Annotated in this window: 27 protein-coding genes, 2 pseudogenes and 1 riboswitch; of the genes and pseudogenes, 18 read left to right on the top strand and 11 right to left on the bottom strand. The window is 38.5% G+C overall.

The genetic code is table 11. The annotated features are described in order from the left end of the window. Positions 1–18: 18 nt before the first annotated feature. Both ABC255_RS15450 and ABC255_RS15445 read right to left on the bottom strand, forming a co-directional pair. A complete protein-coding gene (locus ABC255_RS15450) occupies positions 19–1,329 on the bottom strand; it encodes a nucleobase:cation symporter-2 family protein (protein ID WP_412994780.1) in 1,311 nt (436 codons plus the stop codon). Then, a complete protein-coding gene (locus ABC255_RS15445) occupies positions 1,329–1,922 on the bottom strand; it encodes a xanthine phosphoribosyltransferase (protein WP_412994778.1) in 594 nt (197 codons plus the stop codon). Before ABC255_RS15445 ends, ABC255_RS15450 begins: the two co-directional genes overlap by 1 nt. A 116-nt stretch (positions 1,923–2,038) precedes the next feature. Beyond that, positions 2,039–2,140: riboswitch (purine riboswitch) on the bottom strand. Between the two features lie 211 nt (positions 2,141–2,351). Between ABC255_RS15445 and ABC255_RS15440 the strand changes: the two genes are divergently transcribed. Continuing rightward, positions 2,352–3,350: an NAD(P)H-dependent flavin oxidoreductase gene (locus tag ABC255_RS15440; protein ID WP_412994776.1), complete on the top strand. Its 999-nt coding sequence runs from the start codon at positions 2,352–2,354 to the stop codon at positions 3,348–3,350. Positions 3,351–3,663: 313 nt separating this feature from the next. On the opposite strand, the gene ABC255_RS15435 is transcribed toward ABC255_RS15440, so the two are convergent. Then, positions 3,664–3,954: a hypothetical protein gene (locus tag ABC255_RS15435; RefSeq protein WP_412994774.1), complete on the bottom strand. Its 291-nt coding sequence runs from the start codon at positions 3,952–3,954 to the stop codon at positions 3,664–3,666. A gap of 267 nt (positions 3,955–4,221) precedes the next feature. On the opposite strand from ABC255_RS15435, the gene ABC255_RS15430 reads away from it, so the two are divergent. Both ABC255_RS15430 and ABC255_RS15425 read left to right on the top strand, forming a co-directional pair. Next, the gene (locus ABC255_RS15430) at positions 4,222–5,412 is read left to right on the top strand and encodes a glycine C-acetyltransferase (protein ID WP_412994772.1); all 1,191 of its coding nucleotides are present in this window, start codon (positions 4,222–4,224) and stop codon (positions 5,410–5,412) included. Positions 5,413–5,469: 57 nt separating this feature from the next. Beyond that, positions 5,470–6,444: an L-threonine 3-dehydrogenase gene (locus ABC255_RS15425; RefSeq protein ID WP_412994770.1), complete on the top strand. Its 975-nt coding sequence runs from the start codon at positions 5,470–5,472 to the stop codon at positions 6,442–6,444. A 186-nt stretch (positions 6,445–6,630) separates the two neighbouring features. On the opposite strand, the gene selD is transcribed toward ABC255_RS15425, so the two are convergent. Then, positions 6,631–7,683 (bottom strand): selenide, water dikinase SelD, encoded by a 1,053-nt coding sequence (gene selD, locus ABC255_RS15420; RefSeq protein ID WP_412994768.1) that lies wholly within the window; start codon positions 7,681–7,683, stop codon positions 6,631–6,633. Between the two features lie 207 nt (positions 7,684–7,890). Between selD and ABC255_RS15415 the strand changes: the two are divergent. Continuing rightward, a pseudogene (locus ABC255_RS15415) lies at positions 7,891–8,076 on the top strand (Rdx family protein); the annotation flags it as partial. A gap of 98 nt (positions 8,077–8,174) precedes the next feature. Here ABC255_RS15415 and ABC255_RS15410 read toward each other — a convergent pair. Beyond that, positions 8,175–8,567, bottom strand: a complete 393-nt coding sequence (locus tag ABC255_RS15410) for an Hsp20/alpha crystallin family protein (RefSeq protein ID WP_412994766.1) — start codon at positions 8,565–8,567, stop codon at positions 8,175–8,177. Positions 8,568–8,663: 96 nt separating this feature from the next. On the opposite strand from ABC255_RS15410, the gene selA reads away from it, so the two are divergent. Continuing rightward, complete coding sequence (gene selA / locus ABC255_RS15405; RefSeq protein WP_412994764.1) at positions 8,664–10,070, top strand: L-seryl-tRNA(Sec) selenium transferase; 1,407 nt, start codon at positions 8,664–8,666, stop codon at positions 10,068–10,070. Positions 10,071–10,191: 121 nt separating this feature from the next. Here the strand turns inward: selA and ABC255_RS15400 are convergent, their stop codons facing one another. Continuing rightward, positions 10,192–10,332: a small acid-soluble spore protein P gene (locus ABC255_RS15400; RefSeq protein ID WP_412994762.1), complete on the bottom strand. Its 141-nt coding sequence runs from the start codon at positions 10,330–10,332 to the stop codon at positions 10,192–10,194. A 117-nt stretch (positions 10,333–10,449) separates the two neighbouring features. Here ABC255_RS15400 and ABC255_RS15395 point away from each other — a divergent pair, with 117 nt between their 5' ends. Then, positions 10,450–10,728: a hypothetical protein gene (locus tag ABC255_RS15395; RefSeq protein ID WP_335537229.1), complete on the top strand. Its 279-nt coding sequence runs from the start codon at positions 10,450–10,452 to the stop codon at positions 10,726–10,728. A 46-nt stretch (positions 10,729–10,774) separates the two neighbouring features. Here ABC255_RS15395 and sspO read toward each other — a convergent pair whose 3' ends face one another. Beyond that, a complete protein-coding gene (sspO, locus tag ABC255_RS15390) occupies positions 10,775–10,924 on the bottom strand; it encodes a small acid-soluble spore protein SspO (RefSeq protein WP_034673441.1) in 150 nt (49 codons plus the stop codon). 355 nt (positions 10,925–11,279) lie between these two features. On the opposite strand from sspO, the gene acnA reads away from it, so the two are divergent. From acnA to ABC255_RS15330, 12 genes and pseudogenes are all read left to right on the top strand, one after another. After that, on the top strand, positions 11,280–13,991 hold the full coding sequence (acnA, locus tag ABC255_RS15385; RefSeq protein WP_412994760.1) for an aconitate hydratase AcnA: 2,712 nt from the start codon (positions 11,280–11,282) through the stop codon (positions 13,989–13,991). A gap of 105 nt (positions 13,992–14,096) precedes the next feature. Next, the gene (locus ABC255_RS15380) at positions 14,097–14,462 is read left to right on the top strand and encodes a DnaJ family domain-containing protein (RefSeq protein WP_412994758.1); all 366 of its coding nucleotides are present in this window, start codon (positions 14,097–14,099) and stop codon (positions 14,460–14,462) included. A 27-nt stretch (positions 14,463–14,489) separates the two neighbouring features. Beyond that, positions 14,490–15,455: a phosphotransferase enzyme family protein gene (locus ABC255_RS15375; RefSeq protein ID WP_412994756.1), complete on the top strand. Its 966-nt coding sequence runs from the start codon at positions 14,490–14,492 to the stop codon at positions 15,453–15,455. 254 nt (positions 15,456–15,709) lie between these two features. Further along, positions 15,710–17,419 carry a ribosomal protection-like ABC-F family protein gene (gene abc-f / locus ABC255_RS15370; protein WP_412994754.1) on the top strand — a complete coding sequence of 570 codons (1,710 nt, stop codon included), beginning with the start codon at positions 15,710–15,712 and terminating at the stop codon, positions 17,417–17,419. A gap of 133 nt (positions 17,420–17,552) precedes the next feature. Next, a complete protein-coding gene (locus ABC255_RS15365) occupies positions 17,553–18,341 on the top strand; it encodes a class II aldolase/adducin family protein (RefSeq protein WP_412994752.1) in 789 nt (262 codons plus the stop codon). A gap of 137 nt (positions 18,342–18,478) precedes the next feature. After that, positions 18,479–19,012, top strand: coding sequence for a redoxin domain-containing protein (locus ABC255_RS15360; protein ID WP_412994750.1), 534 nt, complete (start codon positions 18,479–18,481; stop codon positions 19,010–19,012). A gap of 345 nt (positions 19,013–19,357) precedes the next feature. Next, positions 19,358–19,489, top strand: coding sequence for an FbpB family small basic protein (locus ABC255_RS15355; protein WP_034672833.1), 132 nt, complete (start codon positions 19,358–19,360; stop codon positions 19,487–19,489). Between the two features lie 68 nt (positions 19,490–19,557). Beyond that, positions 19,558–19,704, top strand: coding sequence for a small acid-soluble spore protein N (gene sspN / locus ABC255_RS15350; RefSeq protein WP_335531081.1), 147 nt, complete (start codon positions 19,558–19,560; stop codon positions 19,702–19,704). 130 nt (positions 19,705–19,834) lie between these two features. Beyond that, on the top strand, positions 19,835–20,050 hold the full coding sequence (gene tlp, locus ABC255_RS15345) for a small acid-soluble spore protein Tlp (RefSeq protein ID WP_412994748.1): 216 nt from the start codon (positions 19,835–19,837) through the stop codon (positions 20,048–20,050). A 120-nt stretch (positions 20,051–20,170) separates the two neighbouring features. Then, positions 20,171–22,511: pseudogene (locus ABC255_RS15340) on the top strand (AAA family ATPase). 3 nt (positions 22,512–22,514) lie between these two features. Continuing rightward, positions 22,515–22,943, top strand: a complete 429-nt coding sequence (locus ABC255_RS15335) for an acyl-CoA thioesterase (protein ID WP_179595568.1) — start codon at positions 22,515–22,517, stop codon at positions 22,941–22,943. A gap of 24 nt (positions 22,944–22,967) precedes the next feature. Continuing rightward, complete coding sequence (locus tag ABC255_RS15330) at positions 22,968–23,258, top strand: hypothetical protein (protein WP_335531088.1); 291 nt, start codon at positions 22,968–22,970, stop codon at positions 23,256–23,258. A 60-nt stretch (positions 23,259–23,318) separates the two neighbouring features. Here ABC255_RS15330 and ABC255_RS15325 read toward each other — a convergent pair whose 3' ends face one another. The 4 genes from ABC255_RS15325 to plsY all read right to left on the bottom strand — a co-directional run bounded on the left by ABC255_RS15325 (position 23,319) and on the right by plsY (position 26,681). Continuing rightward, positions 23,319–23,612 (bottom strand): HesB/YadR/YfhF family protein, encoded by a 294-nt coding sequence (locus ABC255_RS15325; RefSeq protein WP_412994746.1) that lies wholly within the window; start codon positions 23,610–23,612, stop codon positions 23,319–23,321. 77 nt (positions 23,613–23,689) lie between these two features. After that, positions 23,690–24,433, bottom strand: coding sequence for a CPBP family intramembrane glutamic endopeptidase (locus ABC255_RS15320; RefSeq protein WP_412994745.1), 744 nt, complete (start codon positions 24,431–24,433; stop codon positions 23,690–23,692). 40 nt (positions 24,434–24,473) lie between these two features. Beyond that, a complete protein-coding gene (locus ABC255_RS15315; RefSeq protein ID WP_412994743.1) occupies positions 24,474–25,625 on the bottom strand; it encodes a CapA family protein in 1,152 nt (383 codons plus the stop codon). 468 nt (positions 25,626–26,093) lie between these two features. Beyond that, positions 26,094–26,681: a glycerol-3-phosphate 1-O-acyltransferase PlsY gene (gene plsY, locus ABC255_RS15310; protein WP_412994741.1), complete on the bottom strand. Its 588-nt coding sequence runs from the start codon at positions 26,679–26,681 to the stop codon at positions 26,094–26,096. Between the last annotated feature and the right edge of the window lies 1 nt (position 26,682).

Genomic DNA, 26,682 nt, shown 5'->3' with positions numbered 1-26,682 from the left:
AGCTTTTTACTAATACTATTAAGCAGCACCTTGACTGCTTGGCTTTGTTGTCTGACTTTGCTTTCTAGGTCCAGCTATATTAAATACAATGTTTAAGAAAATAGCCGTCAAGCTTCCAGCGACAATTCCATTATTGGTAAGAATTTTTACACTTTCAGGAAGCTGTGCAAAAAGGTCAGGAACAGCGGTAACACCCAGACCCATTCCCACTGAACAAGCAATAATTAAGAGATTTTCCTGTGAAGCAAATTCAACTTTACTTAACATTTTAATTCCGTATGCGATAACCATTCCAAACATTGCTACCATAGCGCCGCCCAGAACAGGGGTAGGGATAACGGTTGTTAGAGCTCCAATTTTAGGAACGAATCCTAAAATAATTAACATTGTACCCATGGTGTAGATAACATTCTTACTCTTAACACCTGTCAGTTGTAAAAGTCCAACGTTTTGCGAATAGGTAGTATATGGGAATGCATTGAACAATGCACCTAACATAATCGCAAGTCCTTCGGCACGATAACCTTTTGCTAAATCACTTTCCTTTAACTTTCTTCCAGTGATATCACTTAGAGCAAAGTAGACACCCGTTGATTCTACTAAACTTACAATCGCAACAAGGGTCATCGTAATAATCGGTGTCCATTCAAAAGTAGGGGTACCGAAGTAAAAAGGCTTGACCATATGGAACCATGAGGCATCACCAACTGCTGCAAAGTTTACCTTACCCATTAATGCAGCTGCAATTGTTCCTCCCGCAAGACCAAGGAGAATTGCAACAGAACGAATAAAGCCTTTTGTAAAACGGTAAAGCAAGATGATAAATAATAATGTTCCAAATGCTAAACTGATATTTGAGAGACTACCAAAATCAGGACTTCCTTGACCACCAGCTATATTATTCATGGCAACAGGAATTAATGTAATACCGATTATCGTAACAACAGAACCCGTCACAACAGGAGGGAAGAACTTGATTAACTTACTAAAGAACTGAGCAATCAAGACAACAATTAAACCCGAGACGAGGATAGAACCATAGATTGCTGAAACACCATACTCTCCGCCAATGGCAATCATTGGACCCACAGCAGTAAACGTACACCCTAGAACAATCGGTAACCCAATTCCAAAAAAGCGATTCTGCCAAACCTGTAATATAGTCGCGATACCGCACATTAAAATATCTATCGAAACTAGATAGGTTAGTTGCTCTCCAGTAAGGTTCAAAGCACCGCCGACGATAAGAGGGACGATGACAGCTCCTGCATACATTGCTAATACATGTTGAATACCTAAAGATGCGATTTTGAATGGATGTTGTTTCATTAGACCAATTCCTCCATTTTTTCGTGTTTAAACGTTACTTCTCCATTTGATAGCGAGGCGATTCTAGCTAATGACTCAACTCGTAATCCTTGCTCCTTTAATTTATCAGCACCAGGCTGGAAGGATTTTTCGATCACAATACCGATACCAGCAACGGTAGCATTCGCCTGTCTGACCATTTTGACTAAAGCGAGAGCAGCTTCACCATTAGCAAGGAAGTCATCAATAATAAGAACTTTATCGTTTTCATTTAGATACTTGCCTGCAATAGCAAGCTCATTCGTTTCATTTTTAGTAAAAGAATGGACACTTGCTGTCAGAAGGTCATCCGTTAACGTAACGGATTTTCTTTTTCGAGCGAAAATAACGGGAACATTCATATATAAACCAGCCATCACAGCAGGGGCAATCCCAGAAGACTCAATCGTAACGATTTTCGTAATTCCTTCAGCTGCAAAACTTCTCGCAAATTCCTTCCCAATTTCATTCATTAATTGAGGATCAATTTGGTGATTTAAGAACGAATCCACCTTTAATACATTGCCATTAAGGACTCTGCCTTCCTTTTTAATCTTTTCTTCTAGTAATCTCATATTTATTTATCCCCCTATGAAAAAATAAAAAGCCCAAACGCCATTGCTCACATCAAATTTGAGTGAGGCAATGACATTTGGGCTTATTAACCAAATGGATGGACGCAAAAATTGCGCCGTTAGCATTACCCACTCATAGTCGGATTGTTAACGGCAATCCGGTAGAAACTTGCAGGCCATATCCCTGCGATTATATGAGTGAAACCTTATAAATTTATTTTCATTATAATCCTGGTGAAAAGGGAAAGCAATTGTTTTTTAACCAAAAGACGAACGAAAGATATTTTTAAAGACGTATTGTTCGTGTAAGGAAAACGCTTTACTTATTATTTTAAAAGGTCTCACTCTATGATTGAATAACCATTCATTTTCCGTTACTATTAAAATAGGAAGTTTATTCAGAAAATTCTAACCAAAGGAGAGTCGAACATGCAAAAAACAATCCCTGAAAATTGGTGGAACCAATTGAGGCTGCCTGTTATTTCTGCACCGATGTTTTTAGTGTCGGGTCCGGAACTAGTGAAAAATTGCTGCTTGAATGGTGTTATTGGGTCATTTCCAGCTCCAAACGCAAGACCAATTGAGGTACTTGATCAATGGATGGGTCAGTTGAATGAAGAATTAGAAAAAGCCAGGGCAGCAGAGCCTGACCGAAAAATTGCCCCTTGGGCAATGAATATGGTGGTACATAGCACCTATAGCCGTCTTCAGGATGAATTAGAGTTAATCAAAAAGCACAAGCCACAATTGGTCATCACTTCTTTAGGAAGTCCTAAACATGTGGTAGATATTGTTCATGCATATGGAGGATTAGTTTTCTCAGATGTCAGCGACCTAAAGTTTGCCCGTAAGGCTGCAGAAACGGGTGTTGACGGACTAATTCTTGTTGCAAGCGGTGCTGGCGGCCATGCTGGACAAATCAATAGCTTTGCGTTTGTCGATATGGTTCGTACTTTTTGGGACGGCATAATTGTCCTTGCCGGTGCGATTTCAACCGGAAAGAGTATATTAGCTGCACAGGCAGCCGGTGCTGACTTAGCTTACATGGGTACAAGATTTATTGTGGCTACAGAAAGTATGGCAAATGATGATTATCGTAAAATGCTTGTGAATTCTAGTCAAGAGGATCTCATCCTAACCGATGCATTTTCTGGTGTCAGGGCAAATATGCTAATTCCAAGTATCCAAAAAGCAGGACTTGATCCTGCTCAGTTGATTAAAAAGGAAAAAGTTGATTTTGATAATATGCACGGTAAACCAGAAGCGAAAGCGTGGCGTGATATTTGGAGCGCAGGGCATGGTGTCGGTGCGATTGATAAAATTGAATCTGCTGCAGAAATCATTCAACGACTAGAAGGAGAATATCAAGAAGCCCTAAAAAAAGTGAACCAAACTGCTGCAAAAGTAAGCAGGTTAACTGTTAAATAACAGAACCCTTCCCGATAACGGGAAGGGTTCTCTTTTCGGGTGCATTATTAGTGTCCTCATTTATCGGCTGAGGGTTCATGTTAAATACACGAGCTGATAAATAGGCGGAAGAATTCCGCTTAATTAGTCATTCATATAAAAAATGGCTAATATAGACGGAGAGTTTCCGCCTATTGGCTCGAAAAATTCAAAAAGGGAAGATTTTTCTTTGATTAAGCGGAAAATCTCCCTTTAATTACCCCGAAAAGAGCTCCATTTTGCATTTAACCGGAAAATCTCCGTCTATCATACTTCTGCTGGTTACTCGAATGCATTATCGGGAAGGTTCTTTTTTCTTGGAAACCATTTTAATTACTTTATAGCCAGGCTTTATTTTCACTCGTTTTGTTTCCTTAGCAGTTTTTACTTGATATAGAGTGAATTTTTTCGGCTGGTGCTCCAGCATTTCGACTTTTTGGACATTTTCATTGCGATAGGTTTTGTGAATCTTACGAATTTGTTTTTCTTGTTTTTCTCCAAAAAGCAAATCGTAAAGGTAAATAAAAATAAACACAAAAATGCCGCCTACAATAATTGTGTATAGTAATGATGAGATTGATTCCACGTATTTACATCCTTTCTGTTCCTAAACATGTATGCTCTCCATTATACCTTTTTTGCTTCATTTGAAAAATAACCTGTTTTCAAAATGGATAACCTAAAAATGTAAAAAAAATTTTATAGCGAATGTCTTTTTGGGATGAACATTTTCAAAAAAATGTGATAAAGTATAGTTAAGAAACCCTTTAATCAAGGGTATTAACTGAACATTTCAGTGTCCGTCTCAGGAGGACAAATGTTTTTCTAATAGCGACAATAAGGGGGAATAAAAGTGTCCAGTACTATTTTGGAGCAATTTTTAAATGAAAACCTGGAAGATTTAAAAGGTAAGGGTTTGTACAATGTCATTGATTCATTAGAAAGTCCAAATGGCCCAATGATTACAATAAATGGTAAACAGTTAGTTAATCTTTCTTCAAATAACTATTTAGGGTTAGCAACGGATGAACGCTTAAAGCAAGCAGCAAAAGAGGCAATTGAAACGTACGGTGTAGGGGCGGGAGCCGTTCGCACGATTAACGGAACATTAAAGCTTCACGTTGAGCTGGAAGAAAAATTAGCAGAATTCAAACATACAGAAGCAGCAATCGCATATCAATCTGGTTTTAATTGTAATATGGCCGCGATTTCCGCTGTCATGGATAAAGATGACGCGATATTATCCGATGAATTGAATCATGCATCGATTATTGATGGCTGTCGGTTATCCAAAGCGAAGATTATTCGTGTAAATCATTCCGATATGGAGGATTTACGAAGAAAGGCAAAGGAAGCAAAGGAATCTGGTCAATACAATAAAATTATGGTGATTACAGATGGGGTATTCTCCATGGATGGCGATATTGCATTATTACCAGAAATCGTTAAAGTTGCTGAAGAATTCGACCTTATTACATATGTAGACGATGCACATGGATCTGGTGTCCTTGGTGATGGTGCTGGTACGGTTAAGCATTTCGGCTTGTCTGATAAAATCGATTTCCAAATTGGGACTCTCTCAAAGGCCATAGGTGTAGTTGGTGGATATGTTGCAGGGAAGAAGAATTTAATTGATTGGCTAAAGGTAAGAAGCCGTCCGTTCCTGTTCTCTACATCACTAACACCAGCAGATGTAGCAGCAAGTAAACGATCCATTGAAATCTTAATGGAAAGTACCGAGCTTAATAAAAAGCTTTGGGAAAATGGAGATTACCTTAAAAAAGGCTTAAAGGGCTTAGGTTTTAATATCGGAAATAGTGAAACACCAATTACTCCATGTATTATTGGCGACGAGTCTCTTACACAGCAATTTAGCAAACGTTTAAATGAAGAGGGAGTATATGCAAAAGCAATTGTATTCCCAACCGTCCCGAAAGGAACAGGACGCGTTCGCAATATGCCAACGGCTGCACATACAAAAGAAATGCTTAATCAAGCGATTGCTATCTATGAGAAAGTCGGAAAGGAAATGGGCATTATTTAATCATAGAAAACCTTTGATGGGCGGATTTCATGACTTAAGTGAGGAGGACGGGGCAGAATGAAACGGATATTAATTACAGGTGCACTTGGACAGATCGGTTCTGAGCTCACCATGAAATTACGGGAAACGTATGGGGCGGATAATGTAATTGCTACTGATATAAGAAAGAATGAAAGTGAAGCTGCACAGAGCGGTCCCTTTGAAGTTTTAGATGTGACAGATTTACACATGATGGGTGAGATTGCGAAAAAATATAAAGTTGATACCATCATGCACTTGGCCGCACTATTGTCGGCGACAGCAGAGGCAAAACCAGTCTTAGCTTGGAATTTAAATATGGGTGGGTTGATGAATGCATTAGAAACGGCAAGGGAGCTTAATGCACAATTTTTCACTCCAAGTTCGATTGGCGCATTCGGACCATCGACACCAAAAGACAGCACACCACAAGATACCATCATGCGTCCCACGACCATGTACGGTGTAAATAAAGTAGCAGGCGAGCTTTTGGGCGATTATTATTATCACAAATTCGGAGTCGACACCAGGGGTCTCCGATTCCCAGGCTTAATTTCACACGTAGCACTGCCTGGTGGTGGAACCACCGACTACGCTGTAGAAATCTACTATGAAGCCATTAAAAATGGACGATATACTTCTTATATCGATAAAGGTACTTATATGGATATGATGTATATGCCTGATGCACTAAATGCAATTATCGATTTGATGGAGGCAGACCCATGCAAACTTAAACACCGTAACTCATTCAATGTTACGGCAATGAGCTTTGATCCAGAAGAAATTGCAAATGAGATTAGAAAGCATATCCCAGGATTTAAACTCACTTATCATGTGGATCCAGTCCGCCAAAGAATTGCCGACAGCTGGCCAAATTCGATTGATGCCATTGCAGCAGAGGAAGAATGGGGTTTCAAATTCGAATATGACTTAGCGGGAATGACTGAAGATATGATTAATAAGTTATCGAATAAGTTGACTATGAACCAAACGAAGGCGAGCGGAATTTAATCTTTTTTTAGGAAGATGACCTGTTTTATCGGGTCATCTGTTTTTTTGTTTTTATGGTCAATTTGTATAAGCTGTATGGTTTTTTGTAGGAACTGTACGGTTTTTTGTAGAAGCTGTACACTTTATTGTATGAACTGTACGGTTTTGCGGAGGTACAAAAAAAACAGCGTAGCACATGCCACGCTGTTATCTACTAGCATAAATTAATTTCTCTTTCTTCTCCGTAACCCTGCCGACAATCGCAGCATGGTGTTTGCCAGCTGAATGCAGGTTGTCCACATATTGAACAGCTTCTTCTTCACTCATTGAAACGAGGAGTCCTCCAGACGTAATCGCATCACAAAGAACTAATTGTTCCTCAGGAAGCAGGTCCTCATATACGACATCACCAAGTATCCATTTGTGATTCGATTTTGAACCTCCTGGAACCACTCCATCCCTGGCTAACTCTAACGCACCATCCAGGATTGGAACCTTTGAATAGAAGATTTCAAAGCTTACATCACTGCCGCGAGCCATCTCACTGCTATGGCCTAACAATCCAAATCCTGTAACATCCGTTACAGCATGAGGATGATAGTTCATTAACAATTCAGCTGCTGTTTTATTTAACTCAGCCATTGTATCCGTAACAATTTGTTCTTGCTCCGGTGTTACCACACTCCGCTTAATCCCGGTAGTGATGATACCTACACCTATCGGCTTCGTTAATACTAAAACATCGCCAGGCTTAGCGCCAATGTTTTTCCAAACCTTTTCAGGATGAACTATTCCTGTTACAGAAAGACCAAATTTTGGCTCTTGGTCATCAATCGAATGACCTCCAACCGTTAAGGCGCCAGCTTCTTTTACTTTATCCGCTGCACCACGCAGAATATCGGAAAGCATCTGGGCACCAAGCTTTTTAATTGGATACCCTACAATATTTAACACTGTTTTCGGTTCTCCACCCATTGCATAAACATCGCTTAATGCGTTCGCAGCGGTAATTTGTCCAAACATATATGGGTCGTCTACGATTGGAGTAAAGTAATCGACCGTTTGAATTAATGCAATCGAATCCGTTAATTGATACACACCTGCATCATCAGAAGTTTCATGACCTACTAGTAACTCTGGAACAGGGTCTTGCTTTGGTAATAGACGCAAAACTTGCGCCAGGTCCTCAGGACCGATTTTACAGCCTCAACCAGCTTTAGTTGATAAAGAGGTTAGGCGTATTTTCTCTTGCTCACTCATAGTTCCACCTCCATTTATTAGTATAACTGTTTCGAAAAAAAACTGCACACACTATGTACAAGCAAAAGATTTGCATGGAAAATACCGGTACGATAAAATGTTTTTACTATAGTGAAGTAGGAAACTAGAATTTTGTAATGGAGGAGTTAAAAGATGAGCAACTATCACGTTATTGTTGAATTCTGCATGCAATGAAACTACGCACCTAAAGCCGCGGGTCTCGCGGAAGAACTGTTTACACACTTTAACCGTAACATTGGAAAAATGGAATTAATTCCTGTTTCAGGTGGAGCATTCGAAGTAACTGTCAATGGAGAAAAAATCTATTCTAAGTTAGATACCGGGGTGTTTCCTGACACCGACGATATCATTAATAAAATATCACAAAAATAAACATAACCCTCATATCAGCCATTTGATATGAGGGTTTATTGTTTTAATAACGGTATTATGATAACTGGATTGGCAAAAAAATAATGCCGTAAGATAACTTAGGGCAGTGTAATGTAGCAGTTTTTCCCTGAACCTTTTTCATTTTTTGAAATGAGAACCTCTAATATACCATTAATATAATTCGCACTTACTTTTTGATTAATAACCTCAAAGGGGAACTCAATAGTACGTATTCTCTTTTGTTGATTAGAGGGAGTGGAAGATTTAACAGCAGTGATAACGAGCTTATTATCTTCAATAAAGACTTTAATTTCCGAGCTGTTATACTCGTTAAGTAATGCCTCCACGATCCATTCTTTGTCAGTCTCATATAAATCAATTCGAAATTGAACCAGGTCATCCTGGGTAGTTAGAGGATCGAGGCAGTAGTTTTCCAACCACTTTTCCACAAGATCAAAATCGATGGGCTGTATATTTTTTTTGGATTTCATAGCAATCCCCCTTGCATGGTTTATTTTATTCATTCAGAATGAAAGGGTGTAATGAAAAAACAGGACTAAAGTAGGTATAGTAAAGGAGTTTTTTTGGTGAAAGAATGGTTACGCTCAATTCCGGCGGTACATGAACTACAAAACCACAAGCAGTTCGAATCCCTCCTAAGGGAGAATCATTTGGATGTTACTCAACTAACAAAGCAATTAAAGGAAGCACTTGATCAAATACGATCATTACTAATAAATGGAGACTGGAATGGCGCCATCCCGGGCACAAATCAGTTTATAGATGATATTTTTCAACTATTAGGTGGCAATATTAAGAAACAATATTCTTATACCCTTGAAAGAGTAATTAATGCAACAGGAACCATCCTTCATACGAATCTTGGAAGAGCTAGGCTAAGTGACAACGCCATCCAGCATGTTGTCGAAACAGCCCAAAATTATTCAAACCTTGAATACAAGCTTGCTGAAGGGGAGCGTGGATCAAGGCATAGCCATGTAGAAGCACTTCTTAAAGAAATTACCGGTGCAGAGGCGGCAATGGTCGTTAATAATAATGCAGCCGCTGTTTATCTTGTTTTAAGAGTGCTTGCAGAAAATAAGGAAGTCATTGTTTCACGAGGACAGTTAGTAGAAATTGGCGGCTCATTTCGTATCTCCTCCATTATGGAAGAGAGCGGGGCGAAATTAGTCGAAGTCGGAACTACAAATAAAACTCATTTATATGATTATGAAAAAGCCCTGAATTCTGAAACGGCTATTATCATGAAAGTACATACAAGTAATTTCAAAGTGATTGGTTTTACCAAATCAGTCGAAACAGAAGACCTTATTAGACTGACTCAAGCTGCCGACGATGTTATTTTTTATGAAGACCTTGGGAGCGGTGCCCTTTTTGACTTCAGAAAGCATGGAATTGGAGATGAACCCGTTGTAGGCGAGGTCATTGATATGGGTGCAGACATTGTTACTTTTAGTGGGGATAAGCTCCTAGGTGGACCTCAAGCAGGAATTATTGCTGGAAAGAAGAAAATCATAGATATTCTAAAAAAACACCAATTAGCACGTGTTGTTCGCGTAGATAAAATGACTCTAGCCGCGTTGGAAGGTACACTAATTGATTATGCACGCGGGGAAAATGGAGTACATAACATTCCCACCATCCATGATTTATTAGTTTCTATTGATATATTAGACGAAAGAACGAAGAGTTTTGTTACAAACTTGTTACAAAACTCAAATGATTTTCAGGCGAAAATTTTTCCTGGTACAAGTCAAGTAGGCGGGGGAACGATGCCGGATGTGCAACTGCCAACCCTGGTCATTTCTCTTAAACATCACACCCTAACAGCAGAACAAGTTGGAAGAGAATTAAGAACAAAATATAAACCAGCAATTGTTGGAAGGATTCAAAAAGATGAATTTATCATTGATTTAAGAACAGTTACCGAGGAAGAAGAACAGCTTTTACTAGAAGCCTTACTTCAATTATAAAAGCAACCCCCTCATTGGTCTAGAGGGGGTTAGCACTATTTCAAAGGTCCCATCAATATATATTTTCAGCTATGAGAATTGTCCAGCTCCTGTCTCCGAGAAGCAGGCGCCATCCTCTTTTCTACATATCATGATGTGAATTGTGTTTTTGGCGTGTATGGTTGCGGTTCTTTACTTTTTTCGATCCGCTTAAAGGCTCAGGCTGGCCAGATATCTTTGGTTGATTTCTACGCATATCTTTGCCGTCGTTTTTGTTCACCATTTTCATCCCTCCTCCTATATTGTTAGGATGCAATGCCGCAGACTTTTTATGCTGAATAATTTGTTGTTGTGCTGTGCAATTTAACGTTATAGAAACATGAGGGGAGTGAAACAGTCAATGCCGGAGATTGATCGATTTCCATATAATAAGGACAAGCAGCAGGCTTTTCAGGCTGCTCAGCAGGGCTATGAAGAGGCACAGGGATTATTTAACACGATCATTAGTGACAGTGCCAGTTACGGTCATCAATTAAAGCATTTAAAAGAAGAAGTTAATGAAGCTTATCAGCAAATTGAAAATGCGTTAGAAGTGGCTTCAGAGCATCAAAGATCCCAGCTCGAGCGCTTTCAACAAGATTTGCAGAGCATCGTAGAAGAAGTTAATCTTACTGAATAGATCAAATTTAAAAAGCAGGGGATAACTCCTGCTTTTTATCTATCCATTATTGATTCTTTTTACGTTTTTTATTGTTCATTTTTTCTTTGATTGTTAGGGGCTCGTTAGACATTTCCTCATTATATCCAGCACCCATACCTTGACCTTTTGCTGCATTGGCGCCTGGAATTACATGATTTGACTTCTTTCGTTGCATGTTATTCACCTCCTATAAGAATTCAGTAGAATTCTCACTGATAAAGATAATATTTCCTTTTAAGTAAAAATAAATGACAAGAAAAAAGTTTTTTGAGATAATAAAAAGGTACACTATTCTAATCTTTAAGACTATTCAGTTATACGTCGTTATAAGATTTTTCTAAATATTTTGAACAATATACATAAAAAACATAAGAAAAACTTATCAAGCGCAATAACTTTCTTGTTATTTACTTATGTAAATGGTTGTATTAAGATTAGAATTGTGAGAAAAGTAGGGATGGATATGAATTTTCAAACTTTTCGACTTTTCGTTAATTTAGTTAATGATGACGAATTAGGGGGTTTTCACTATGGTGAAAAATGATGTATTTAACGCACGCACTTCCTTCGAAGCAAACGGTAAACGTTATCACTATTACCGCTTAAGTGCACTTGAAGAGGCTGGTATTGGCAATGTTTCTAAATTGCCATATTCCGTAAAAGTATTACTTGAATCTGTGCTTCGTCAGTACGATGGCCGTGTCATCGCAAAGGAGCACGTTGAAAACTTAGCAAAATGGGGAACTGATGAACTTAAAGATGTGGACGTTCCATTTAAGCCATCTCGCGTAATCCTACAAGACTTTACAGGTGTTCCTGCAGTTGTTGACCTTGCTTCTTTAAGAAAAGCAATGGCTGACCTTGGAGGCGACCCAGATAAAATTAATCCAGAAAAAACAGTTGACCTTGTTATCGACCACTCTGTACAGGTAGATGCTTACGGTTCAGCTGACTCTTTACGCGTTAACATGGATTATGAATTTGAACGTAATGCTGAGCGTTACCAGTTCCTAAGCTGGGCGCAAAAATCATTCAATAACTACCGTGCTGTTCCACCAGCAACTGGTATCGTACACCAAGTTAACCTTGAGTACTTAGCAGATGTGGTACACGTAGCCCAGGCAGCTGACGGTGAATTAGAAGCATATCCAGATACATTAGTTGGTACTGACTCCCACACTACTATGATCAATGGTATTGGTGTTTTAGGATGGGGTGTTGGTGGTATTGAGGCAGAAGCAGGAATGCTTGGACAACCTTCATACTTCCCAGTTCCAGAAGTAGTCGGTGTTAAATTAACTGGCGAACTTCCAAACGGGGCAACTGCAACTGACTTAGCATTAAAAGTAACTCAAGTTCTCCGAAGCCAAGGTGTTGTTGGCAAATTTGTTGAATTCTTCGGTCCTGGAGTATCTGTACTTCCATTAGCAGACCGTGCAACAATTGCGAACATGGCTCCTGAATATGGTGCTACATGTGGATTCTTCCCAATCGATGATGAATCCCTTGCATATATGCGTTTAACTGGCCGTGAAGAAGAGCAAATCAATGTAGTAGAACAATACTGTAAAGCAAACGGATTATTCTTTGATCCAGCTTTAGAGCCAGTTTATACAAATGTTGTTGAAATTGACCTTTCAGTTATTGAAGCGAATCTTTCAGGTCCTAAGCGTCCACAAGATTTGATTCCACTTTCAAAAATGAAAGAAGAATTCGTTAAGGCAGTTTCTGCACCACAAGGAAACCAAGGCTTCGGCTTGCAAGCAGATGAGCTTGAAAAGTCAGCTGTTGTTAATTTCAAAAATGGTGACGAAACAACTATTAAAACTGGTGCAGTAGCGATTGCTTCCATCACTAGCTGTACAAATACTTCTAACCCATATGTACTAGTGGGTGCAGGTCTTGTTGCGAAAAGAGCAGTTGAATTAGGAATGGAAGTTCCAAAATTCGTTAAAACTTCTTTAGCACCAGGATCAAAGGTTGTAACAGGATATCTTCGTGATTCTGGATTACTTCCATACCTAGAGCAAATCGGCTTCAACCTTGTTGGTTACGGCTGTACAACATGTATCGGTAACTCCGGTCCATTAAAAGAAGAAATTGAAAAGACAATCGCTGAAAACGATCTTTTAGTTACATCTGTTCTTTCAGGTAACCGTAACTTTGAAGGACGTATTCACCCGCTCGTAAAAGGTAACTACCTAGCTTCACCACCACTAGTTGTGGCTTATGCACTAGCAGGTACTGTGAACATCGATTTCGCTTCTGAAGCAATTGGTAAAGATAAAGATGGAAATGATGTATTCTTCAAGGATATTTGGCCATCCACTGCCGAAGTAAATGACGTTGTTAAACGTACTGTAACTCCTGAACTATTCCGCAGAGAATATGCGAATGTGTTCGGAGACAACGAGCGTTGGAACGAAATCCAAACGAGCAATGAGCCATTATATACTTGGGATGAAGATTCCACTTATATTGCAAACCCACCATTCTTTGAAGGCTTGTCACCTGAACCAGGTACAGTGGAACCACTAACTAACCTGCGTGTAGTAGCGAAGTTTGGGGATTCTGTAACAACTGACCATATTTCACCTGCAGGAGCAATTGGTAAGAACACTCCAGCTGGTAAGTATCTGCTTGAAAAAGGTGTTCAGCCTCGTGACTTTAACTCTTACGGTTCTCGTCGTGGTAACCATGAAGTTATGATGCGTGGAACATTTGCAAACATTCGTATCCGTAACCAAATCGCTCCAGGCACTGAAGGTGGAGTAACCACTTACTGGCCAACAGGCGAAGTGACACCAATTTATGATGCTTGCATGAAGTACAAAGAAAACGGTACTGGACTTATTGTTCTTGCTGGTAAAGATTACGGTATGGGTTCTTCACGTGACTGGGCTGCGAAAGGTACAAACCTTTTAGGCATTAAAACAGTTCTTGCTGAAAGCTTCGAGCGTATTCATCGTTCAAACCTTGTGTTAATGGGTGTTCTTCCACTTCAATTTAAAGATGGTGAAAGCGCTGAAACACTTGGGTTAACTGGTAAAGAAACAATTGATGTTCAAGTGGATGAGAATGTTAAACCACGTGACCTTCTAAAAGTTACTGCTACTGATGAAGCTGGTAACAAGAAAGAATTTGAAGTACTTGTTCGCTTCGATTCTGAAGTTGAAGTTGATTACTACCGTCATGGTGGTATCCTACCAATGGTACTTCGCGAGAAATTACAAGAAGCATAATATTCAAACCACCATGCAGCATTTGCATGGTGGTTTTTTAGGGTAATAACGTATATTCTAGAGAAAAATAAACTATTTACTTGTAGAGCGAGGGGTACGATGTAAATGGACTTTTCAAAAATCGCTGAAGATAAAATTAAGGAAGCCATAAAGAAGAAAGAGTTCGAAAATCTTCCTGGCACGGGGCAGCCACTGGAAATAAAGGATCATTTTCCGGGAATGTCTGATGAATGGAAAATGGCATATCGGGTGTTAAATAATGCGGGGTATTCACCTGAGGATGTAAAAAAAGAAATTTACAGGATTGAAGAATTGCTTGAAGGTGCAGTAGACGAAGAACAGAAAGAACGTCTACAAGCAAAACTGATGAAAAAAAGGTTGGAAATGGAAAGATTACTTGAAAAAAGAGGAACAGCGACAAATTCTCGTTTTGGGAGCTATGCAGATAAAATTTATAAAAAATTAAAATAGGTGCTCATTTAGAAAGAGTGATTAACAATGAATACTGATCATATTTTACGTTTATATGGCTGTAAAGAAGGTACTCTCATTCCAATCAATGACGGCTTTCATAATACCGTCTATACAAATGGAAAGCTTATATTTAGAGTTTCACCCTTCAGCAGGCGAAATCTTGAGGATATCATAAATGAATTGGCATTTATTAAGGGGTTATGGGAGAATGGAGTGCCAGTCTCACTACCTGTGGAATCTTTGCATAAGAAGTTAGTAGAACCAATTGGCAGGAACCATTTTGTCGTGGCATTCGAGAAAGCAAAGGGGACACCCATTGATGTTACCCATACTGAAGTATGGAACCATGATCTATTTTATCGATGGGGAAATGTAATGGGGAGGATGCATAGTGCTGGGAAAAAAATAAATGTAAATCGGCCCATTTGGACAGTGCACCAACCAGATTTATTAAATCTTTTCCCAAAAATTACTTCTGAAACAATAGCAGAAAAATACAAACAACTATTAATGCAGTTAGCAAAGTTCCCACTGACTCCAGACCTTTTCGGACTTATACATAATGATTTTCATCAAGGGAATATCTTTGTGGATAGAGGGCTGCTAACCATTTTTGATTTTGATGATAGTGCTCATCATTGGTTTGCTTACGATTTAGCCACTTCTTTTTATCATGCCTATTGGCAAGCTACCTCTTATACACCAGAAAACACCCAATTTAGCAGAGACTTTTGGGTGCATTTCTTACGTGGTTATCAGCAGGAACACACACTAAGCAAGGAACTCATTCAACAAATTCCAATCTTTTTGAAAATTAGAGAGATCTTTTTATATATTTTATTTTTGGAGAAGTGGAATTTGGATAACTTACAGGATTGGCAGGAGTATACACTTACCAATTTAAAAAATAATATTGAGAGCGGTAAGCCGTATTCCAATGTTAATTTTACGGAAATCATTGACAATTTTGACCTAGGTGAAATAAAATAATCATAACAAACGTAAAGGAATGGTAAAGAGGAATGAAGTTATAATCTTATTTTTTCAGACATTTATTCGAATAGCGAAAAAATGATGAACCTGAAGAATAGGATTAGTCTATCCTTTTTTAGTCCTGAACGTTTATATTTCAATTAAACATAAGTTAACTTTGGCCTTTTTAGGCTTATTAACGTATGGTTTTTTTGATTGAGTAAACTACATGACTCAAACTCTCTTCAGGTTCAATCGAAGGGAGTTTTTTTATGAACAAAAATAATTTATCTGTTATAAAAGTAACTGGGTTAGAAATGAGCTTTAATCTACGGAAAATCTTAGATAACATTTCTTTTGATATAAAACATGGCGAAAGAATTGGCCTAGTCGGATATAATGGGACAGGGAAAACAACATTGGCCAATATCCTTACTGGAAAACTCATACCTGATAAGGGATTCATTGAAAAATCACACGAATTAAAGATCGGTTACCTCACACAGTCTATTGATTATGAAGGCAGTGAATTTCAACATTCACTATCAGCTGAAGGTGAAATCTTGCAGCACTCAAGTAAGTTAGGCTTGAGAAAGGTTTCTGAATGGGAAGAGAAGCGCTTAAGCCATTTAAGCGGTGGAGAGAAGTTAAAACTCGCATTATCCAACGTATGGGCTTCCAAGCCTGGGTTCTTAATTCTGGATGAACCGACCAACCATCTTGATTTTAAAGGGATAGAATGGTTGATGGAAGAGTTGGAGAAATTTAATGGTCCAGTGTTGATTATTTCTCACGACCGTCATTTCTTAGACAAAACAGTGACACGTATTTTTGAGATAGAGAATATGAAGGTCAACTTCTACAATGGTAATTATAGTGATTATCAGAAGGAGAAGCAGCACAGACACGAAACTCAATTACACCATTATGAAGTGCAGCAGCGTAAAAAAGAAGAAATCGAAATGCAAATGGAGCAATTATCGTCCTGGTCCGAGAAAGCTCACAGAACATCAACAAAACAAGGCAGAGATTATGGAAAAAAAGAATATCACCGGGTTAAGGCAAAAAAACGAGATGCTCAAGTGAAATCTAAAATGAAACGTCTTCAGAGTGAGCTTGAAAAAAACAAAGTCGACAAACCGCTAGAGGAGATAAAAGTCAGATTTCAGTTTGATACAAAAGGTAATAGAGGAAAAAGGATTATCGAGGCAAAGAGTTTAACAAAGTCATTTGAAAAGAGAACCCTTTTCAGTGAATGTCACTTTTATGTTAATCACGGAGAACGTATTGGTTTATTAGGAGAAAATGGCTGTGGTAAAACGACCTTGATTAAAATGATTCTAGGAGAAACCTCGGTTTCTAGTGGAGAGCTTTGGAAAAGTGAATCGTTAAAAGTTGCATACCTAAGTCAGGATGTTGATAACTTACCACCTGATAAGTCAGCTTTAGAGGCATTAGGATTTACGGACCGAGAGAACATTCTAAAGGCGAGAACTTTATTTGCGAATCTCGGATTAAAGGAACAGTTTATTACCAAGCCGATTGGGACACTGAGCCTTGGAGAGAGAACTCGCGTTAAACTAGTCGACATGCTAATGAAAGACTATGATGTTCTGATCTTGGATGAACCTACCAATCACCTCGATTTGCCAAGCAGGGAACAGCTTGAAAAAACACTTAATGAATTCACAGGAACGATTATTACTGTTTCGCACGATTTTTATTTCTTAAATAGGCTGTGCGATAAACTACTTGTATTTGATAATCAAAAAATAATGCGTTTGGAAATGAAGCCGGAAGAGTACTTTAATAAGACCAGCAAAGCTGAACCTTCTGATAGTAAAGAAACTTTAATGTTAATCGAAAATAGAATTGCTACGATTTTAGGTGAATTATCCCTAATTGACCAAAAAAGTCATAAATACATGGAATTAGACAATGAATTTAACGAACTCTTGAAGCAAAAGAGAAAATTAATGTAAAAAAGCAAAAAGAGCTGAGCGAACTGCCCTAAAAATGGTCCCACCAGGAGGGACCATTTTTCATACATATTTCCTAATATCATAAACGAGACTAATCAAAACAACGGTTTTCATAACGGAAAGCAGGGTTTAGATGATTATCGAAATCAAATACAAAAAACTTTTATGTGATATTGGAAAACGTGTGTATGAAAAAGGATTCGTTGCAGCCAATGATGGAAATATCTCTGTCCGCATTGATGATAATGAGTTCTTAATTACTCCAACCAATGTAAGCAAGGGAATCCTGACCCCAGAAATGATTATTAAAGTAGATGGAGAAGGTAATGTCCTAGAGGGAGATTATAAACCTACTTCGGAAATGAAAATGCACCTCCTTGTTTATCATGAACGTCCTGATGTACATGCCGTTTTACATGCTCATCCACCACATGCAACGGCTTTTGCGATTGCTGGACTTCCTTTGGATCAGGCAATTATGCCTGAGGCCGTTGTCTCACTAGGTACCATTCCATTAGCCCAATACGGAACGCCTTCAACTGATGAGGTTCCGGAAGCAGTCAAAACACATGTTTACGATCATCAAGGTGTATTATTAGAAAACCATGGAGCCTTAACATGGGGGAAGAATTTAGAACACGCTTATTATTTAATGGAATCTTTAGAGTTCACTGCAAAAATAAATTGGATATCCAGACAATTAAAAGGGGATCGCGAACTTTCTAAAGAAAATGTGGCTAAACTCATTGATATTAAAGAGATGATGGGGGTAAAAGGTATTTCACCATTAGGTGTCGATGTACCCGAAGGCACGCAGGCAAAGAAGGTAACCGCAGTGAATGAACAGACTTTATCTGAACGGGATCTCGATTTAATTGTAGACCGGGTGACAACCAGTGTTCTTAACGCCTTAAAAAAGTAACATTATTTGCTTTTCTAGAATACTTTTACTACACTATTTTTAAAATGTCACATATTTGGCATATACAAACTGTATTTCAACTTACTTTATAGTGTAAAATCGATGTAGCATATTATTGAATCAAGGGGGTTCGGGGTATGGTGAAGAAAGTCATTGCTGCTGTGGTGTTAATAGCCTTACTTGGAGTTGCAATCGTGCAGGCTATGGATAAAAAGGCTGAACCCGAAAATGTAAGTCAAGAAGCTGCTAACATGGGCGGATTAAAGGTTGGGGCAAAAGCTCCAGATTTCGAACTTAAAACATTAGCCGGCGATACAGTTAAACTTTCCGATTTTAAAGGGAAAAAGGTTATGCTCAATTTCTGGGCTACTTGGTGCCCGCCATGCAAAGCAGAAATGCCAGCCATGGAGGAGTTTCATAAAGAAGCTGGGGATGATGTTGTTATTTTAGCCGTGAACATTGACCCACATTTAGATGTAAAAGCTTTTGTAGACGAAAATGGGATTACTTTCCCGATTCCGTTAGACGCGGAAGATATAGTAAATGAAACGTATCAAGTCCTATCTATTCCAACTACGTATTTTATTGACACAAAAGGCAATATCGGAAACAAATATATTGGCGCGATGAATCTTGACGCCATGAAACAGTATGCAAATGAACTGAAGTAGACAGTGGATGAGTAATCCATTGTCTTTTTTTATTGGTTTGACTGTGTTAGATGGGCTGTTGATTTCCACTCCAGGCACTTCGCTTTCCGCGGGCGTGCCGGGGAGCCTCCTCGGCGCTTTAAGCGCCTGTGGGGTCTCCCCAGCCCCGTACTCCCGCAGGAGTCTTCGTGCCTTCCGCTCCAATCAACAGGTGCAAAATCAACAATTAGCTTTAACACAGCCAATTGTTTAGCCCTTTAATGCTTTATCGCATACTTTTCTTTATAATTTTCAAAAAGTTGTAATAATTGCAACCGTTTCCGGGAATAATAACTGTTAGAATAGGTCATAAGGAAGGTGATATACATGAGAAAGCCTAGAAAACGTTCTTTTGCAGAACTTGTATCCGAAAATAAAAGTCAACTTTTGAAAGATAGAGCTGCGATGGAGAAAATTGAAATGCGTTTAGAAGAAAAGCGTCTTGGTAAAGCCGAATAAACTCACATAGATTACCAATCATGTTCCTCCTTTAAATCGGACAAAATGTTAAGGAGGAGGGATGATACATGAGTAATCCAAAACATAGTCAACAGGGCTATAGCACTGATGAACTTGGGAATAAATCATCACAGAAATATGGAGGCAACAAAGGGAAAAAATATCAGGATACATCAGGTAAACACGCACAAGTAATCCAAACTAAAGGTGAATAAATAAAATGGTAAAGACTCGTCTGGCAATTGCCAGCGGGTCTTTTTTATAGAAAAAATTTTCAGTGATTATTTTTTTCACTTCGAAACAAACTATATCTGTACCATGACACCACCAAGGAGGAACAATTCAATGACTAATAACAACAAACCGAAACCAGATGATCGAAGTGATAATGTAGAAAAGCTTCAATCTATGATTCATGATACGATTGAAAACATTGAAGCAGCAGAAGAATCATTAGCATTTACAGATAGTGAAACTCAGCGTCAGCAAATAAAAGCGAAAAACGAAAGACGCCGTGAAAGTATTGACTCCTACCGTGCAGAAATTAAGGATGAAGTTTAATTAAGAATTCAGGACCTGTTCATTTCGTACAGGTCCTTTTTTATTAGAGCCTTGAATTTCGTGTCAGAGAACAGGTTGTGGTAAGATAAAAGGTGAAATTTTGAAGAAGAAGTGATCCTAATGATAAGACAACAAACAAATCCGGTAAACGATAATGAAAAATTACTCCAGTGGGAAAATGAACTCAATGAAAAAGGGTTTATTTCTAATGAAAATGAGCTATTAACAGCCATACGCAGTGAATCCAACCCAGTTCTTTTATCTGGAATGTTAACAGTTGCTGCGTTATCACGTTTAGAGCGAAAGAACCAGGATTCATTAGCCTCAGCGTGGCTTCACAAGGCATTAGAAGTTCATCCAGAGAATAGAAAGGCGAAGGCCTACTTCATTCAATACGATTGGAAAAAGAAAAAAGACATTCTTGAAGTGCTAACGTTTCCTGCCATGCGTGAAACAGATAATCGAACAGCAAAGAAAAAAGTTGCGGAACAATACATACAAATTTGTCAAAGATTTTTAGCAGAAGCTGATGATCAGGTCGAGGATCTTACGGAAAAGATGAATCTTGCACAGACGATTGGAAACACGACGCTTTCCAATCAATACAAAGACCTTATTGAATTACTGTCTACTGCGATTGAGGTTAGTGGTAACCTCCTGAAGGCTGCTGAAGAGTATGAGGAATCCATTAAAGGTGTTTTTCATACGGCAACTTACTATGATGACTTAAAATTACATTTATCCAGTCTCGAAGACATTAAAAAAGATTGGCAGAAGTTTTTTTTGATTGAAGAAGACGACCGTCAAGAGTCAGCTAATGCCTTAGACCAATTAAATGAAATGGTTGGTATGGATGTCGTTAAAAAGCGAGTCAATAATTTTTATCAATTTTTAAAATACCAAAAGGACCGTAAAAAACTTGGATTCCAAATTAAGGATGAACTAAGTCTTAATATGGTGCTGACTGGAAATCCTGGAACAGGGAAAACAACGATTGCTCGGTTATTAGCAAAAATCTATCACGAGCTTGAGGTCCTGCCACGACCAGAAGTAATTGAAACGGACCGATCTCAGCTCGTTGGGGCGTTTGTAGGTCAAACAGAGGAAAACGTTAGAGCTGTCGTTGAGAAAGCGATTGGCGGGGTTCTGTTCATTGATGAGGCCTATAGTTTAAAACGTGAAGGACAATCAGGAAATGATTATGGGCAAACAGCGGTTGATACCCTTGTTTCACTTATGACCGGAAAGGAATATGGTGGAAAGTTCGCGGTTATTCTAGCAGGATATCCAGATGAAATGCGTATCTTTTTAGATGCCAACCCAGGATTAAGGAGCCGCTTCCCTCAATCGAATCTCATCCATTTGCCCAATTATTCCAATGAGGAATTACTTTTGATTGCCGACAAGATTTCCTCTGAAAACGACTATATTCTTACGGAGGAAGCGAAGATAGAAATCAATCATCGCCTTGAACAGGAACGGGTAGATGATACGTTTGGTAATGCAAGATCCGTGCGTAATATTGTGTTGGATGCGATCTTCAAGAAAGGGTCCCATAATCCCGCTTCAAATGAAGATATACTCACATACACACTATTGGAAAAAGAAGACTTTGGAGTCGAGAAGTATGAACACCGTGAGTCACCTTTTGAAAAGTTAGAACGGTTAATTGGATTGACTGAACTAAAAGGTGAATTGGAGACCCTCGTTTCCTTTGTTAAAATGCAGCAGTTTAGAAAAGAAAAAGCTGCCAACGGTACCGATTCAGCTTCATTCCGTGTTCACAGGTAACCCAGGAACTGGTAAAACGACTGTGGCAAAAATTTATGCTGAGCTCCTTAAAGAATGCGGGATGTTAAAAAGAGGTCATTTAATCGTCGCCTCTAGAGCAGATTTCGTTGCAGGATATGTGGGTCAAACCGCAGGAAAAACAAAGAAGAAGATAAGAGAAGCGCTCGGTGGCGTGTTATTTATTGATGAAGCCTATTCACTTTTAAGCCAGACAGCGGGTGATTTTGGTAAAGAAGTAGTTGATACCCTTGTTGATGAAATGACCAAGCATAATGAAAATCTTGTTGTGGCGCTTGCGGGTTACCCAAAAGAAATGGACCAGCTGCTAGAAAGTAACCCTGGGCTGCGCTCTCGGTTTAAGAAATTCTTTCTGTTCCCGGATTATTCGCTTGAGGAGCTGCTGGCCATTATCGAAACATACTTAGAAAGCTTTCAATACCAATTAACTGAAGTGGCCAGAACTCTTTTGAAACAAAGTATTGAAAATCATACTTTCGAAGGGAACGGAAGATTTGCTACCAATTTGGCTGATGAGATGATACAAGCTCAAGCAATGAGGCTCATGGGAGCACCACAGGAAGAGGATCTATTAGAAAAAGCCATTCATATTGAAGGTGAAGATGTGGAAAAGGCGCTAAATAAATTTCCTTTAAATAGGGAAGGGGAATAGAAAATGGATAATGTATTTATTTCAACGAGAGAAATTCAACTTTTATATGCGGATACTGACATGATGGGAGTCATCTATCACGCAAACTATTTGAAATACTTTGAGCTCGGAAGAAGCGGGTTAATTGAGGATCTTGGATATAGTTATGTAGATATGGAGAACGCGGGATATTTTGCGCCTGTATATGATATCCAGGCAACCTATAAAAAACCCTTGCGTTACGGCGATCGGGGTTTTGTAAAGACGTGGATTGAGAAAAATGATGGACTTAAAACAGTTTATGGCTATTCCATCATAAATGGTGACGAAGAAGTTTGTGCAGAAGGAACATCGACTCATATTGTTGTCAAAAAGGACAACTTTAGACCGATCGCATTTAAAAAGGCGTTCCCTGAATGGTTCCTGAAGTATGAAGAAATAAAGAAAAAGTAATGGAATGAGCTTTGGGGTGAATTTATGGCATTTGGAATCAAGAGACAGGAAGTAAAAGAGTGGAAACAAAAAATCGATGAGGGTGAAATCGCATTTCTAACTCATTATTGGCTGGATGACCGCTTCCCAGGAAGCAAAACGGTAACCAAGGTAGGGTGCAAGGACCTTGAAAAACTGGCTGAATGGGGAAGCAAATATGGGTTAAAAAAAGAATGGATTCACCACCGCCGTGACGGCTATTCACATTTTGATTTAATCGGAGAAAGACAAAAAGAAATATTACATAAAGAAGGATTGCTTCATCATATTTGGTGAAGGCAAGTAAAAAGTGTAAAAGCACACTTAAATGCAGAACTTTAAGTGTGCTTTTTATCGTTAAGGTTTTTTGTATTCTAAAACAGGCTCTTCATATTTTTGATGAAGGTTGACAATTAGATCATGGTCATCAAAATACCACAAATCTTTTTCTTCAACATAAAAGGTAATTCCACCTTCGGTTGTCTTTGCACCAATATCATTGGGTTCATCATTCGATATGCCAAGTGAAAATCCTTTTTGTACCGGACTGAATCCGCCATAACGGACATAGAAACGGACAAAATCACCGTTTTTTAGACTAAGCTCTTGTTTGTACCACTCTGCTGCTGCACTGCTGATTTGGATGTTCATTTGTTTCTCCTTTCAAAAATACCTCTTTAGTTATTATATAATAAAGCTTCTATAATTATCGATGATGTTGCTTTACACTATAATATTGGCAGTTGAATCCAGCCATTTAAGGAAGAGAATAGTAACACCACCGTATGAACTAAAATAACAGGCAAAATGCTTTTATATTTAGTTGTTAAAAAACCAAATATCAAGCCTGCAATTAGATACGTTAGAAGAACAGCGGGAGAGAATCCAAATATTGTTGTATTAACACTAAAGGCGATACCAGTAAACAGGATAGCCGTTGTTTCACTCGTAATCTTAATCATCTGTGTTAACAAAATACCGCGCCAAATGACCTCCTGAGCGGTGGCATGAATAAGTGAGAAGGTGAAAATGGAGAGGAAAACGGCGAAACCATCTTTTCTAAAAAATAAAAAAAGAAATCCTGCAACAATAAAAAGCAAAACGAGATATAGGATACTAAAAGATTTCGGTTTTTTTAAAAAGAAGCTAAGCCTTTTATTGAACTGTTTGATAACATACCACATCGATAGGATTGGAATGATGAACAAGATTTGATTGATGATAACTCGATAGAAAGGATCCGCAACTATACCTGCGATAAACTTATCTAGATAAACAACAATAAAATTGCCTCCAAAGAAAGAAATTACGACCCATGCAAATAAACGATTCTCTTCCTTGAGAAATACTAGCAGCAGGAATAAACCAAGGATTGTCCAAAAGAAGGGACTATAATAATTCCTAGTAAAAAAATAGACTAAGACAATAAACAACAAAGATAAAAAATTACCTTGATAATTGTTTTGTTTCATTCCGAAACATCCTTCCAAAATACTCATAAAAGGCCCCGAATTAACGGAGCCATTGAGTCATATGATCTTGAATTTCCTGATATTTAGCCGAAGCATTTTCAAGTCCAAAAGAGCCTGCATTTTCAAGAGGGACTACTTGATAATTGCTATTTCTTTGGCTTGAAACATAGGTTGGATAAAACGCAGGGTTTGATAATTCAATTTTCTTTCCTGATTCCGTAACATGTTTAGTTATTTCAACGGTGGCCATACCGCCAATATCCTTATAGTCCCGTACCTGACCAGAGATGAAGTTACCCAAGGAATAAATAACGAATGAGTTCCTGCCATCTTCTGTTTTAATCCATTCCATTGGCTGAAGCACGTGAGGGTGAGAGCCAAAAATAATATCTACACCTTCATTTGCAAGGAAGGCAGCCAAGTCCTTTTGTTCAGTTGTGGGAATTCGCTGGTATTCATTTCCCCAATGAATACTCATAATCACAACATCTGCTTCTTTTTTTGCCCGCACTATTTCTTCACTCATGATATCCCGATTTATCAGGTTTACTAAGAAATCCTTGCCATCGGGTATCGGTATTCCATTTGTACCGTATGTATAAGATAGAAAAGCTAATTTTATGCCATTTTTGTTAATGATTCTAAGTTTCTGCCGATCGTCTTCATCTAGAAAACTTCCAACATGAGGCAGTCCAATACTATTTAAATAATCTGTTGCGGAAAGAATTCCTCTTTCCCCCTTGTCTAACGTATGATTATTTGCAAGTGAAACGATATCGACCCCTGTATTAACGAGCGCATCTGCAACTTCATGTGGACTATTAAACATAGGATAACTTGAAACACCGATGTCAACGCCGCCTAACATACTTTCTTGATTCGCGGTTAGAACATCTGGGGATTCTAATATACTTTTTACATTTTCAAAGATAGGATTGAAATTATACTGTGTGCCATTAAAGGCGTCCTGATAAACCCTATCATGAATCAATATATCTCCGATGGCACCTATGGTTAATTTTTCTGTCAATGTCCTGCCCATTACAGATTGTATTCTGGCAGTATGCTCCTTAACAGGATGTTGTTTGGCAGCGGCAGCCTTATTATTGTGTTGTTGAATCAGCAGCACCGAAGCAAGAAGAATACACGCAGAAATGATGAATACGGAAGTTATTATTGCTTTTTTTCTCATAATTTCTCCTTCATGATTTGTTTTGAGGCAAAATATTTTAATGTATTCTACCAATACTATATTATATTTATATGCTATTTTTCGACTTTTTCCTGCATATTTCGAAAAAAATTAAGGAAGTGGTTTGTGATGTTTACAATAACCGAGAGTGCATGCACTATATTAGAAGATGTAATCGAGAGAGAAAAGCAATCCCCTCAGGAAGAACTGTTGGTTCGATTGAGTATGGGAATTGGCTGAGGTGGTCCAAAACTAAATCTGTCTCTGGAAGAGCGGAAAATTACTGGGGATCAGCTATTTGAATTTGGCAGGGTAAAAATTCTCATTCATGATCAGGATTATGTCCACTTTGACCAGACAAAGCTTGATTATATTAGGAATGAAGACGGTAAATTTGCATTTAAACTTATAAGAATATAAAATACGGAGTTTGTTTATTAAAAAATGGCTTTAAGGAATCAAAATTCCTTAAAGCCATTTAATTTTAGGTTCTGTTTTATTCTTGATTCGCGTAATATTTGCGCGATGTCGATAAATCACAAATGAGGCCAAAAGAGTTACAGCAATAAGGAGCGGGATGTCTCCATCAATAGCAGCATAAATCACTGCACAAATGCCGGCGAGCATAGATGACAGAGATACATATTTGGTCGTGTAAAGACTTGCAAAAAAGACCAAGAAAATAACTAAAAACATTAGCGGGGAGCAAAACAATAAAACACCGCCAGATGTGGCTACTGCTTTACCGCCTCTAAAACCAGCAAAGATTGGATAGGTGTGTCCGATAACAGCAAAAACCCCAGGAAGTAAAGGATTTATATCATCCAGTCCAAATATGACCGGCAAGGAAGCAGCTAAAGTTCCTTTTAGGATATCAGCCAATGTTACAGCTATACCTGCTTTTACTCCTAATGTTCGAAATGTATTCGTTCCTCCTAAGTTTCCACTTCCATGTTCACGGATATCAGTTTTATAAAAAACTTTACCAATGATTAAACCTGAGGGAATGGAACCTAGCAAGTAGGCGAGTAGTAAAACTAAAACAATTTGAACCATC

This window comes from Neobacillus canaveralius (assembly GCF_047237705.1).
GTDB lineage: Bacteria > Bacillota > Bacilli > Bacillales > Cytobacillaceae > Neobacillus > Neobacillus niacini_K.
The sequence above is the reverse complement of the archived record's forward strand: the minus strand, read 5'-3'. Positions and strand labels throughout refer to the sequence as shown.